A 12,032-nucleotide genomic window follows, 5' to 3' on the forward strand; every position below is an offset into this window, starting at 1 on the left:
CTAGTTCCAACCCCCAACTATTCGACATTCAGACCACCAATAATATCATTTTCCGCTGATGAATACAATAAAAAAACTTGGCAATGCCAAGTTTTTTGCAGTTTACTTACGATTGATCACATGCGACGATAAAAAAGGATGGTCTGTTGAATAAATATGTTCTACCGCTTTTTCTAAATCAGTTTGCGCATGCGAAATCACAGACGGAGACGAATCAGTCCCGAGCTCCTTCAGCTCGTTTGCTGTTGCGTCAAGCGCCCTTTGAATAAGATTAAAATGTTCGCTGTTCAGCATGAGATCACCTCTGATGGAAATAATCATCATTGTATGCGAACTTTCCATTTTATATACATGCTTTACCGCATGTTATCACCGAAACATGCACAAACTACACTTGATATTCCGTCTCCGGATTATCCGTCTTATCAACAATATTCTATCAGGGAGTGATGTTGAGATGAGTTATAGAAACCGATTAGATCAGCATTCTGAACTGTTTCATCACAATTGGACGCGGCCTAAACGTTCTAAGTCTCAAGTAAACGGTCACACTGAAATGTCCCAAACCAACATTATATTGAGAAGCAACGCGAAAGCTCACCGTTGGTAACGATAGAATAGGGCTGAAAGATGAAAGAAGACGCATGCAGAGCGTCTTCTTTTTATGCGTTTTCTGTTTTCTTTCGCTGCGGCCTTACTTTTGACCAATATTGATAATAATCTGTTTTAATAAACCCGTTAAAGAGCTTTCGTTTCTTCGTTGCTTTTCTGCCATATGCTTCCTCAAAGTTTTCATTTGATGTCAGCATATACACAGACCAAGTATCAAGCGGCTCGAACGCCTTCCCCATTTCTTTGTACATCTGCTCAACGGCTTTTTTCTCGCCGAGACGCTCTCCATATGGCGGGTTGCCGACAATTACGCCAAACTCCAGATTTGTGGTAAAGTCTTTGACCTGCATCTGTTTGAACTGGATTAGATCTCCCAATCCTGCTTCCTCTGCATTTTCTTTTGCGATTTGAACCATGCGGTGGTCTATGTCGCTAGCGAAAATTGTAAGCGGCTGATCATAATTTGCCTTTTCTTCGACTTCAAGCCGCGCTTTGTTCCACAGATCTTTACCGATCCATTCCCAATCCTCTGATACAAAATCGCGGTTGAATCCCGGGGCGATGTTTTGGCCAATTAACGCCGCTTCTATCGCAATTGTTCCGGAGCCGCAGAAAGGATCAACAAACGGGCGGTCGGGCGTCCAATTGGTTAATTGCACCAAAGCTGCAGCAAGTGTTTCTTTAATCGGCGCACCGCCCTGATCGACACGGTATCCTCGTTTGTGAAGGCCTGTCCCTGATGAGTCCAGCGTAATCAGAGCCTGATCTTTCAATAAAGAAATTTCCACTTTATATTCGGCACCTGTTTCTTCAATCCAATCATTAGCTTTGCCGGATTGCAGCTTGAGCTTTTCGACAATTGCTTTTTTGACGATCCGCTGACAGTCGGGAACGCTTGCAAGTGTTGATTTTACCGATTTTCCGATGACAGGGAATTTCCCGTTTTCAGGTATAAATGAGCGCCAGTTAATCGCTTTCGTTTTTTCAAACAGTTCATCAAATGTTTTCGCTTTAAAAGAAGCAACCTGAACCTTTATGCGGTCGGCTGTTCTAAGCCAAAGGTTCGCACGGCAGATGGCAAGTGCATCACCTTCAAAAATAACTTTCCCGTTATCAACCTTGCATTCGTATCCTAAATCTCGTACTTCCTTTGCGACAACAGCTTCAATGCCCATCGGCGCCGTTGCAATTAGTGTATACTTCTTCATCGTATCACCCTGTCTTTTAAAACTTTTCTCTTTTCAAGATAAAAGCTCTCCTTATACGGGAGAGCTTGTTTTCATCATTTTAAATGTAAGTGGTCTAACGTTCTGTAAGCCATGTTTTGTTCCATCGTACTGCAAACGGCTCATCACCTCGTACTCAGGCGGCAATCATCTATCTACAGAAAGCATTCTGTCCTTCTCTCCGTTGAATTCCGTTAAGAAGGTTCCCCTACCAAAATTTGGGTTTCTCGCTCGAGGGGTTTACCGCGTTCCACTCTCACCATTTCTAGTGAGACTTCGTCACTGTGGCACTTTCAAGGATACTCAGCCATATCCGAAGACGTAGGCTTTTTTCCTGCCGTCAGCCTCTAAAGACTGCCCTAGCTTATGACTTCGCTAGGCACGAACACTACGGGCATCTCAGCACCGTGCGAGCATGGACTTTCCTCTACAGATTCAAGATCTGCAGCGATTACCCGAACGTTAAGAACATGAATTATTATATAACAACTGATTACAATTTACAAGCGCCATTTTTTTCAAGCGTGATCAATCATAAAGCTTGCTGCCAAAAACGTGTTTTTCTAAGTTAGACAGCCGTTTTAAAATATCAAAGTTTGTTGTGTTAGATTGCACAGGCTGTTTTTTGCTTGCTTCTTCAAGCTGTTTTTTCAGCTGCAGATTTTCCTGCTGCAGTTCTTCAATTTCTTGATGGAAGGTTTCATAATCCTTAATAATCATATCTAAAAATTTGTCAACGTCTTCTTGCTTGTAGCCTCTAACGCCTGTTTTAAATTCTTTTTCCAAAATTTCTTTCGCAGAAAGCTTTACTTTATCAGCAAGCATCTTTTTCACCTCGTATCGTGAATCATCACATATATTTTTTCAGAAATCTGTACGGTTGTCAAATTTCTCTTATTGCTATGAGTAGCTGTCTTCCTCTACTGTCACTCTCAAGTCATCCATTGTAATAAAGTAGATGGGATAGCCATCCTTTTCGCGCCTTTTTTCCGCTGTCCCAAGCATATACTTAGGGGAGCCTTCCTTTTCCGGGTCATATAAAAGCAGAAGCCCGTCGGACTTATCAATGAAGAACTGATTTTTTTGTTTGAATTGAAGCGGGCTTTCATAAGGACGGTGAGTCAGGCTTGCTTCATAGTCTGCCTGAGCCAGAACTGCTTCATACAGTTCCTTATTCGGTTCTTTCCAGTTCTTTTCCTGCTCGTAAAATGGTGTGATGACAGCTACCTTTAAGTCAGGGTATTCCTCCTGCAAATCATATGCAGCTTCTGCGGCCCACAGCTCCGCTCCAAGCTGGCCCGAAATTAAAATCCATTCTAATCCTTCATCCAAAAAAGCAATCAGTCGGTTCTTAATGGCTTTTTTTATGTAATACAGCGCCTTGTCATCCTGCTTAAATATCCCGAGTTCAAACGGTTTATAGCCCGTAATTGCCAGTACTTTCATCATTTCACCTGCTTTAAAAAATGGGGCTCCCGTGGGCCCCATTTGTTGTGCTGCATTGTTTACACCATCAAGCTGCACGTTTTCCATACTAGTAGTCGCAGCAAGGTTTTCCTGCTTGAAAATGCTGATGCGTAGCCGGGTCAACATTTGAGAAAGTGTGTGGAAAGTAGTGAACGTGCTGAAAATGCTGGTGGTTTACGTTTGTTGTATGCTGTGGGTGAATGTGCGGCACGATAGTCTTCGAAAACGTATGATGTTCACAGCAATGAGTAGGATGAACAATTGGCGCCATCATATGCGGTCTGCAGTGATGCATGATAAAATCCCCTTTCCATAAACTTTATTACAATACTAAGCTATGAAAAATAAGGGGTACATGTTCTGATGCAAAGACCTATTTTAAAAGTGTGCAATTAAGCTGTCTTTAAAGTTTGAAAATACAAAAGCAATCAAAAATACCACAACAAAGAACAAGTAAAAAACACCCTTATACATACCAACTCTCCCTTTAAAAATAACTAAAGTCATTTTACAGGATTCGCCGCTATTCTACAACAAAATCAATGTGAATTCAGCAAAAAAAATTCATGGCGAAACAAGTCGTCTTTTGCGCTTTCCCGGGGAATATTTAAGAGGAATATTTCCTCTTCAGCCGGGCAATTCTCACATGCAGTTTTTCAGTTTCTTTCTCTGATAAGCATGCCGCCTCGCTAAGCAATTGCTCTGCTATTTGCAATGCTTTTCCGAATTCTTTTTTCTTATGCTCAAAATATTTCACGAGCTCTATTACAGCAGCGTATCTGCACTTCTGGTTTTGCGAGCGGGACAGCTTTTCCCAAAGCGGCACTGCTTCTTCCAAGCGGTTTTGTTTTTTGTACAGGAGCGATAAATCCAGCCGTGCACTGTCCTTGTCCTCAAACGATTTTTCTATAAGCCTTTCCAACTGCTTGATCGCTTGGTCCGTTTCTTTATGAGCCATAAACCATTTCGCCATAGCATAGGCTTCACTGTGTTCTTTTGGCGCATGTGATTCTGAAAGGATTTTTTTAGACATATGGATGTACAATGAAATGAGTGATAACACATCCATTTCATTATGATGCAGGACACCTTTTAAAAGATCCGGCTCTTGCGCCTTGATAAAATGAAAGTAAAGCATTGGCGCCAAGTAGCCCGGTGTGTCTTCTAGTCTGCGGATGCCGAGCTCCTCTTTTTCAACCGTGCCAAGAGATACGCGGTCCATTTTGTGTTTCCACAGGCGTCTAGCTCCATGCAAAAGATCAAAGTGGCCAAACTCCGGAAGCTTCGGAAGTCTGTCACGGATCAAGGTGTGCCTTGTTTTCACCTGCGGCCAATCAAAGGCTTTGCCGTTGTAGGTCACAAGTGATGTAATGTCAACCTCGCTTAAAAAGCTTTGGTACAAGGCGACTTCGTTCCCCGGTTTGGGCAAAAGATGCTGTTTGACTGTCACTCGGTCTTCATATACTCTCGCATGCCCAAGCAAAAAAATGGTATTCCCAGCTCCACCCCCAAGACCGGTTGTTTCTGTATCAAAGAAAAAGAGGTTGTTTTTGTTATACCCTTTTGCTGACAACGTATGCGACAGGCCGCTTTGATTCCACAGTGTGATCACTTCCTCAAGCTCAGAAAAGCTGTATAACCCATGGCGGTGAGAAAGCGGATATTCTACTTCTCTGATGAGGCAATATTCATCTTCGAAGATGAAAGGCTTCATGCCAAAAGCCTCCCACTCTTCTAAAAACGGGATGTCATCAAAGTGGTTTTCTTGTTTGCCTGCTTCTATTTTTTGTTCTCCTTCATCGAGCACCATGTGCTTTTTCATCCGCTGGAGTTTCCCTTTTAATGACATATCCGGCCCCCCTCCTTACGACATTTGATCCAACAGCTGCAAAATTCTTTCCTTTGCTTTTATCCCTTCTATTTCCGTACCTATACAAGACGGACAGCCGTCATGACAAGGACAATGTGTAATCAGTTGTTTCGCCGCTTCATTAATGTCTGAAAAACGTTTAAAGACTTCCTCCGCCAAACCGATACCGCCCGGATAATGATCATATAAAAATATGGTTGGCAATCCGGTATGGGCTGCTTTGATTTGAGAAACAACATGAACATCATTTCGATCACACATGATATACACAGGGACAATATGTTGCAGCACATTCGAGATGCCAAGAAGCAGCTGTTCCAGTGTCTTTTCCCCGATGTCTTCATCCGCTGTTTTGATTTCGAGCCAAGCTGCACTTGTATGCAGTTCTTCTTCCGGCAAATGAATAGGTCCAGACCCAATATTTTCAAAAGTGGTCATTTTTATTTTTTTAAAAATGGTCGGCAGGGCATTGACAGTGACGTCTCCGTAGTGCAATGATGTACGGCTTTTTTCTTTCGTTTTATCGATTTCTAATACCTTCAGCTGAACTGCCAGGTTTGCATCCGTATAATATTCGACATCGACTTTTCTGACATACGCCTTTTTATGGTCCCAATCGAGCTTCTCAACTTGATACTGAACGCCTTCATGCAAATAAATTGCTTCATCATGCAAAAGCGTCATCGCACTAAAACGGTCCATTTCACCGATAATCCTTACATTTGCAATATCCGACTGATCAACTATAACGACATTTTCCTGGGAGGCGGAACGCAAACTGATGTTTGAAGCAGGGAACGACTCACTTGCCCAATGGTACCGTTCGCCGTTGCGGTGAAGAACAGCCTCTTCCTGAAGATACTCAAGAATATCACTGACTTCCATGGCTCCAAATTCTTCATCAGCTCTAAAAGGAAGCTCATAAGCCGCACACTTTAAGTGGTCTACTAAAATAATCAAATTCTCCGGATTGATTCTTGCAGATTCCGGCGAACGATTAAAGAAATATTCAGGATGCCGCACAATATATTGGTCAATCGGTGTTGAATTGGCTACCATGATAATCAAAGATTCACCGTGTCTTCTGCCGGCTCGTCCCGCCTGCTGCCAAGCACTTGCAACACTTCCGGGATACCCCGTCATTACACACACTTGCAGCTGGCCGATATCAACACCAAGCTCTAATGCATTCGTACTGACCACTCCTAAAATGTCGCCTTCTCTCAGTCCTCTTTCGATTTCTCTTCGCTCTTTCGGCAGATAGCCTCCCCGATAGCCTCTGATTGATTTTGTTCCAATCTCTTTTTTCACAAGCTCCTGAATATGGCTTAAAATAATTTCCACCCGAACTCTGTTTCTGGCAAAAACAATGGTCTGCACTTTGTTTTTAAGGAACTCTTTCGCCAGTTCATTCACTTCTGCGGTTGCGCTCCTTCTAATATTCAGCGGTTTGTTCACAATTGGCGGATTGTAAAACACAAAATGCTTGCGTCCGCTCGGTGCGCCGTTGTCATCGACCAGCCGCATCGGTTTGCCTGTCAGCTGCTCTCCCAATTCCTTTGGGTTGGCAATCGTTGCGGAAGTACAAATAAAAACTGGATCACTTCCATAAAACCGACAGATCCGCTTTAGCCGCCGGATCACATTTGCTACATGGCTGCCGAACACACCTCGATACGTATGAAGCTCATCGATGACGATATACTTAAGGTTTTCAAACAAACTGACCCATTTCGTATGATGCGGTAGAATGGCAGAATGCAGCATATCGGGGTTTGTAATGACAATATGACCTGCTTTTCTCACCTTTTGTCTGATTGCCGGAGACGTATCCCCGTCATATGTAAAGCTTTTAATATCAATGCCCATTTCATCAATAATTTCATTTAGCTCGCTCTTTTGGTCTTGTGCCAGCGCTTTAGTCGGGAATAAATATAACGCCCGGTTTGTTTCATCTTGGGCGATGGACTGCAGGACTGGGAGGTTGTAGCATAACGTTTTTCCTGATGCTGTTGGCGTTACGGTAACGATGCTTTCTCCTTTTTGCACATATTGAAAAGCGGAATATTGGTGAGTATATAGTTCATCAATGCCCCTTTTCGAAAGGGCCGCTTTGATTCTCTCGTCTATACTTTCGGGCATAGGCCTTGTTTTTGCTTCCCGAGGCTCAATTTCATGCCAATTCACAACGTTTTCATTTCCTTTTAAATCAGAAATGAGTTCAGTCAGTGATTTCTTTTTCATTCTTTACACCTCTTTGTCAAGTACAGTTTACCGAATATTTGTTTGCATGGCTAGGTGCAAATTTTATACAGTTGAATAAAAAAAGCAAGGCATACGCCCTGCTTATTTCGCTTTTATTGTAAGGAGCTTTGATTCGCCTTTACGAGCAGCCTTTTCGCCTGCCGGCACAATTGATCCTACAGCCTCACCATTCATTATAACGATTGGGATGACTGTGCTGCTCGCTTTTTCTTTTATTAATTCCAAATCACATGTAATCAGCGGGTCACCGACCTTCACTTTATCCCCTTCTTTAATGTGGGCAGTAAATCCTTCTCCGTTCATATTGACTGTCTCCAGCCCGACATGAATTAACAGCTCAATTCCCGAGCGAGTCCGAATGCCAACGGCGTGTTTGGTGTGGAAAATCTGAATGACTTCACCTTCAGCGGGAGAAACGATTTCACCGCTAGAAGGTTCCACCGCTATTCCTTCTCCCATCATTTTCTGTGAAAAAACAGGGTCCGGCACATCTGACAGGTCCATTACTGTACCGTCTGCCGGAGAATAAATAACCTCTTCTGTCACCTTTTCCTGAGTTTTGCCCATTCCGAATAATTTTTTCAGCAATGTATTTTCTCCCTTCTCATTCACTTCAACCGTTATCCCTTCATTCACCACTATTTAACCACACTTTCAATTTTGCTTCAATTTATAACAACATCTGGCATAGACGCATAATCTGGATAAAAAAGGCGGTGGCGAAATTGGAATTCTATGATGACAAAAAGAACGAACTGCAAAAGAAAGAAGAAATCATAACGGAGGCAATCGACACTCTTTTTCAATCCTCAGCGTTCGGCAACCTTATAAACAGATTTCAGAACCTGATCAACTCAAGTTTAAAGGATGTGCAGACGACCATACATGTCAGAGAAAGAGATACTGGGCTGTATATCGATATTACCATTCCGGCGACGTTTCGAGATGGCGAGATCGTCGTTGATGTTAAATCGAGGTATCTCCATGTAACACTCCAAGAAAAACAGAAACACCAAAATGAGGCTACCTTTACAAGCATGACAAGAACGGTTCAGCTGCCTTATGAAGTTCGCCAAGAAGATATGGAAACGTCTTGGAACGAGCAGACAATGACACTTTTCTTTCCAAAAAATAAGCATGAATGAACGATTCATTCATGCTTCTATCATTTAAAAAAGCTGGTAAATCCCTTTATTAAAGATCCGACCTGATTCATTGCACTCATTACTTGACCTGTCGTATCCATCATTTTATTAAAATCAAATTGCCCATTGGCTTTTTTGAACTGCGACATAATGCTTTGAAATTGCGAAGGCTGCTGTTGATTAGGCCTTGGGATAGGATAAGGGTTAGAAAATACAGGCGGCTGCATAGGCATAGGCTGGATCGGAGCATAGGGCTGATAATAATCCTGCTGTCCATAATGCTGCTGAGGCAGTTGTTGCTCTAAATAACCGGGTGCAGCCTGCTGATAATATCCTTGCATTTGCTGAGGATAATAATAGCCCATTTGCCGAGGATAGCTTCGAGAGCTCCTGTTCATTGCGATTCCCCCCTAAACACAACATATTTCTCTTCTATATATGTATGAATGACTTCTATTGTTTGTGTCACAAGTGATGATTAGCATTTGTCAAATTGTGTCGAAAGTTTAAATTTTTTAAAAACAGAAAAAAGTCGAATCATTATGGTACCATATTTTCAATACAGATGAGAGGGGATGCACCATAATGAACGTATCATACTTAAGCAAACGTTTTGCAGAAATGAAGAAATATGAAACAGACTGTATGAATAAACTGATGGACTTTGCCAAGTTCCTCTATATTCAAGGACATCTCAGCATAACTGAGTTTCGTAACAGTATGAAGGTTCTCGAAGCAAATGGAGCAGAAAGCCCGGCATATGAGATGAATTAACGTCCGGCCCCCTATAAAAACGAAAAGAAGACAGCCTTTTACCGGCTGTCTTCTCTTGCAATTTCATCCTTTACTGCGTGCAATGTATAAAGGACTGACTCAGTGATGTCCTTGAATCGTTTTTTATGAATATGATGAACATATGATTGAAGGACCAATTCCAGGAAATTATCCTTTACGGCCTCAATTTGCTCTTTATGCACATATTTAGGCCGGCGGACTTTTATCAATTCAAGAGCACCCTCTGCCCAGCGAGCGGCCAGTTCATCATTCTCTTCAACTGCAGGCTTTATCGTCTCAAAAAAATCATAAGAATGATTACTGTTTTTCCCTTCCTGATACCGATCAGCGCCTTTTTCAGCAACTTCAATCATTTGCTCGGTCATTTCCAGCAAAGTTTGTGATAGCAATATCTTTCACCTCAATGCCTATCGTACCAAATTTCACTCGCAAATTCAGCCGATGCGGTATACCTTCTCAAACGCATACCTGTGTTCAGGCGATTGATACAGCTCATTTATACAAATATGAAGATCTATGATTTCTTCTTCCAGCACACTCAGGCGATCGTTTTCCGTTTCCCGCATCTCAGCCTCTAATGCATTTACAGAATGATTCAGGCTTTGCTCAGCTCGCGTTAATTCATCTTCTATATCAGAAAGCATACGGAGAATCTCTGTCTTGCATACATAACCGGACATTCGTGTACCTCCCTTTCCTCGTCTCTCCCGGTTAAAATTCTTTGCTCTCAAGGCTCTTTCCTTCCTCATGACAAAACTAGAAGCAAATCGCCAAACAAACAGGTATTCCACGAAAAGCTGAAGTTTTCGACAAAAACACCCGCAAAAATTGTATGATCCTCCTCGTTAATGCAAACGATACTTGTGAGGAGGTGCCGTATGAAAACAAGACCGAAAAAAGCCGGCCAGCAAAAAAAGACTGAATCAAAGGCAATCGATTCTTTAGATAAAAAATTAGGCGGCCCGAACCGCCCTTCTACGTAAGAAGCAAGGAATTTCCTTGCTTCTTTATTTTTTCAGCCACTGCTCCACCGCAAAAAGCGCATGAAGCTGGCGCTTTTTATGTAAATACCAGTCTGTCAATTCAATCTGCTTCGGCAATTCCTCGCGCCTAAAGAACGTTTTCTTTATCTTTCCATGAAACCAATCTGTTTTCGTTCCGTCTAATGAGTGGATTAACTCAGGGTAGCATGTCCTTAGCATAGGAGATGTTCTTTTTGTAATCCCGATTATCTTTTCCATATCAAAACGGGAACCTGTGTGCGGCACTGTGTGCAAAAAGTGATAAAAAGAGGAGAACAATTCTGGCTTGAACAGCAATTGAGACAGCTGCTTTCCCAGCCTTATCCTTTCCTCCGCCTTTGAAAAGCGTTTCACTGAAATGCCGTAAAGTAACCCATTTGAGGAAGGAAAAATAACGGTGTTAAAATGCAACCAATCACTTAAATAAAAAGGAATCGTGTCAAAAACATTCTTTTTAAACGAAGGATTTTGTATAATAGGTGTTTGGATAGTGTTTTGTTCATTTATAATAAGGGCATACATTAGCCGCTCCGTATTTCGCTCATGCCAAAAACGGGTCCATTCTTCCGACATAAATTGTGAGACGCCAAACACATGCAGCAGATGAAACAGCGGTTTCCCGACTCTTTTTGACCAGTGGTATAAAAGAAGCTGCGGATAGGCATCCGAAAAAATAAGCCAGTTCGCTCTTTCATAGGCTAAAAAGAACCATTCTTGCTGTCTCTCACGGAGTCCAAGCTGAAACAGACTGCCTTTTAAGTCAGTCATTGACCAGCCGGCATTACGAGAAACGAAAGAAGCCAAAAGCGACCATTTGATTTCCGGATGACGGTCGTAAAATGCTTTATAAGCATTTGTTCTTGAAATGTTATCCGCGTTTTTTATTTTTGTCTGCCGCTCAATTCGGCTCAGAAGCTTTCTAATGGTCTGTTGTTCTTGCACGTTCATTCACTTCCGTCATGATTAGTTTAATAAGGAGGATGAGAAAGTGATTCGGTATCCTAACGGAAAAACATTTCAGCCGAAACATTCGGTTTCATCCCAAAACAGTCAGAAAAGGGCCCCGTCTTACAGTAATCGCGGAATGACCCTCGAAGATGACTTAAACGAAACGAATAAGTATTATCTGACAAACCAAATTGCCGTTATACACAAAAAGCCGACACCTGTTCAAATTGTAAATGTCCATTATCCAAAAAGAAGTGCCGCAGTGATTAAAGAAGCTTACTTTAAACAATCATCGACAACAGACTACAATGGGATTTACAAAGGGCGGTATATTGATTTTGAGGCGAAAGAAACGAAAAACAAGACCTCTTTCCCCCTGCAGAATTTTCATGACCATCAAATCGAGCATATGAAGCAGGTAAAGGCTCAAGACGGTATTTGTTTTGTTATTATATCCGCTTTCGACCAGGTTTATTTTTTGGAAGCCGATAAGCTGTTTTATTTCTGGGACAGAAAAGAAAAAAACGGCAGAAAATCAATTCGAAAAGATGAGTTGGAAGAAACAGCTTATCCGATTTCTCTTGGATACGCACCCAGAATTGATTATATTAGTATTATTGAACAGCTTTATTTTTCGCCATCATCTGGTGCGAAAGGTTGATTAACGAAAGGTTGAGATGTT

At 42.0% G+C, this 12,032-nt stretch carries 18 protein-coding genes and 1 other RNA gene; 5 read left to right on the forward strand and 14 right to left on the reverse strand.

Translation table 11 applies throughout. From position 1 onward, the window contains the following. Nucleotides 1–102: 102 nt before the first annotated feature. Entirely contained in the window at nt 103–294 is a 192-nt protein-coding gene (locus NYE20_RS12240; protein WP_003246090.1) for a hypothetical protein, read from the reverse strand. A gap of 163 nt (nt 295–457) precedes the next feature. Here NYE20_RS12240 and NYE20_RS12245 point away from each other — a divergent pair, with 163 nt between their 5' ends. After that, on the forward strand, nt 458–610 hold the full coding sequence (locus NYE20_RS12245) for a YpzG family protein (protein ID WP_010327933.1): 153 nt from the start codon (nt 458–460) through the stop codon (nt 608–610). 52 nt (nt 611–662) lie between these two features. Here NYE20_RS12245 and NYE20_RS12250 read toward each other — a convergent pair whose 3' ends face one another. The 9 genes from NYE20_RS12250 to NYE20_RS12290 form a co-directional block, all read right to left on the reverse strand. Then, the gene (locus tag NYE20_RS12250) at nt 663–1,820 is read right to left on the reverse strand and encodes a class I SAM-dependent RNA methyltransferase (RefSeq protein ID WP_021481520.1); all 1,158 of its coding nucleotides are present in this window, start codon (nt 1,818–1,820) and stop codon (nt 663–665) included. 100 nt (nt 1,821–1,920) lie between these two features. Next, nucleotides 1,921–2,301, reverse strand: an RNA gene (gene rnpB / locus NYE20_RS12255) — RNase P RNA component class B. A gap of 65 nt (nt 2,302–2,366) precedes the next feature. Beyond that, complete coding sequence (gene gpsB / locus NYE20_RS12260) at nt 2,367–2,663, reverse strand: cell division regulator GpsB (protein WP_003225629.1); 297 nt, start codon at nt 2,661–2,663, stop codon at nt 2,367–2,369. Between the two features lie 75 nt (nt 2,664–2,738). Then, nucleotides 2,739–3,284 carry a DUF1273 domain-containing protein gene (locus NYE20_RS12265; RefSeq protein ID WP_038828609.1) on the reverse strand — a complete coding sequence of 182 codons (546 nt, stop codon included), beginning with the start codon at nt 3,282–3,284 and terminating at the stop codon, nt 2,739–2,741. An 88-nt stretch (nt 3,285–3,372) separates the two neighbouring features. Then, nucleotides 3,373–3,600, reverse strand: coding sequence for a spore coat protein CotD (gene cotD / locus NYE20_RS12270; protein WP_010886551.1), 228 nt, complete (start codon nt 3,598–3,600; stop codon nt 3,373–3,375). Between the two features lie 83 nt (nt 3,601–3,683). Further along, nucleotides 3,684–3,812: a hypothetical protein gene (locus NYE20_RS12275; protein ID WP_003230707.1), complete on the reverse strand. Its 129-nt coding sequence runs from the start codon at nt 3,810–3,812 to the stop codon at nt 3,684–3,686. A gap of 100 nt (nt 3,813–3,912) precedes the next feature. After that, nucleotides 3,913–5,154 carry a metal-dependent exonucleaseMrfB gene (mrfB, locus tag NYE20_RS12280; RefSeq protein WP_339183098.1) on the reverse strand — a complete coding sequence of 414 codons (1,242 nt, stop codon included), beginning with the start codon at nt 5,152–5,154 and terminating at the stop codon, nt 3,913–3,915. Nucleotides 5,155–5,169: 15 nt separating this feature from the next. After that, nucleotides 5,170–7,419: an ATP-dependent helicase MrfA gene (gene mrfA / locus NYE20_RS12285; RefSeq protein ID WP_339183101.1), complete on the reverse strand. Its 2,250-nt coding sequence runs from the start codon at nt 7,417–7,419 to the stop codon at nt 5,170–5,172. A 102-nt stretch (nt 7,420–7,521) separates the two neighbouring features. After that, a complete protein-coding gene (locus NYE20_RS12290) occupies nt 7,522–8,028 on the reverse strand; it encodes a PTS glucose transporter subunit IIA (RefSeq protein WP_015483368.1) in 507 nt (168 codons plus the stop codon). A gap of 137 nt (nt 8,029–8,165) precedes the next feature. Here NYE20_RS12290 and NYE20_RS12295 point away from each other — a divergent pair, with 137 nt between their 5' ends. Further along, nucleotides 8,166–8,585 (forward strand): Hsp20/alpha crystallin family protein, encoded by a 420-nt coding sequence (locus NYE20_RS12295; RefSeq protein WP_015251833.1) that lies wholly within the window; start codon nt 8,166–8,168, stop codon nt 8,583–8,585. Between the two features lie 20 nt (nt 8,586–8,605). Here the strand turns inward: NYE20_RS12295 and NYE20_RS12300 are convergent, their stop codons facing one another. Continuing rightward, the gene (locus tag NYE20_RS12300; RefSeq protein ID WP_014477159.1) at nt 8,606–8,983 is read right to left on the reverse strand and encodes a YppG family protein; all 378 of its coding nucleotides are present in this window, start codon (nt 8,981–8,983) and stop codon (nt 8,606–8,608) included. 187 nt (nt 8,984–9,170) lie between these two features. Between NYE20_RS12300 and NYE20_RS12305 the strand changes: the two genes are divergently transcribed. Further along, nucleotides 9,171–9,359, forward strand: a complete 189-nt coding sequence (locus NYE20_RS12305) for a YppF family protein (protein WP_003230690.1) — start codon at nt 9,171–9,173, stop codon at nt 9,357–9,359. A 38-nt stretch (nt 9,360–9,397) separates the two neighbouring features. Here the strand turns inward: NYE20_RS12305 and NYE20_RS12310 are convergent, their stop codons facing one another. Both NYE20_RS12310 and NYE20_RS12315 read right to left on the reverse strand, forming a co-directional pair. Continuing rightward, nucleotides 9,398–9,769 (reverse strand): YppE family protein, encoded by a 372-nt coding sequence (locus NYE20_RS12310; RefSeq protein ID WP_003246080.1) that lies wholly within the window; start codon nt 9,767–9,769, stop codon nt 9,398–9,400. A 45-nt stretch (nt 9,770–9,814) separates the two neighbouring features. Next, nucleotides 9,815–10,060, reverse strand: coding sequence for a YppD family protein (locus NYE20_RS12315; protein WP_038828603.1), 246 nt, complete (start codon nt 10,058–10,060; stop codon nt 9,815–9,817). A gap of 198 nt (nt 10,061–10,258) precedes the next feature. Between NYE20_RS12315 and sspM the strand changes: the two genes are divergently transcribed. Next, nucleotides 10,259–10,363 carry an acid-soluble spore protein SspM gene (sspM, locus tag NYE20_RS12320; protein ID WP_003225606.1) on the forward strand — a complete coding sequence of 35 codons (105 nt, stop codon included), beginning with the start codon at nt 10,259–10,261 and terminating at the stop codon, nt 10,361–10,363. A 24-nt stretch (nt 10,364–10,387) separates the two neighbouring features. Here the strand turns inward: sspM and NYE20_RS12325 are convergent, their stop codons facing one another. Further along, nucleotides 10,388–11,350 (reverse strand): DUF2515 domain-containing protein, encoded by a 963-nt coding sequence (locus NYE20_RS12325; protein ID WP_064671082.1) that lies wholly within the window; start codon nt 11,348–11,350, stop codon nt 10,388–10,390. Nucleotides 11,351–11,390: 40 nt separating this feature from the next. On the opposite strand from NYE20_RS12325, the gene recU reads away from it, so the two are divergent. Continuing rightward, nucleotides 11,391–12,011, forward strand: a complete 621-nt coding sequence (gene recU / locus NYE20_RS12330) for a Holliday junction resolvase RecU (RefSeq protein ID WP_004399067.1) — start codon at nt 11,391–11,393, stop codon at nt 12,009–12,011. The last annotated feature ends 21 nt before the right edge of the window (nt 12,012–12,032 follow it).

It is taken from the genome of Bacillus sp. FSL R5-0416 (assembly GCF_037975425.1).
Lineage (GTDB): Bacteria > Bacillota > Bacilli > Bacillales > Bacillaceae > Bacillus > Bacillus subtilis.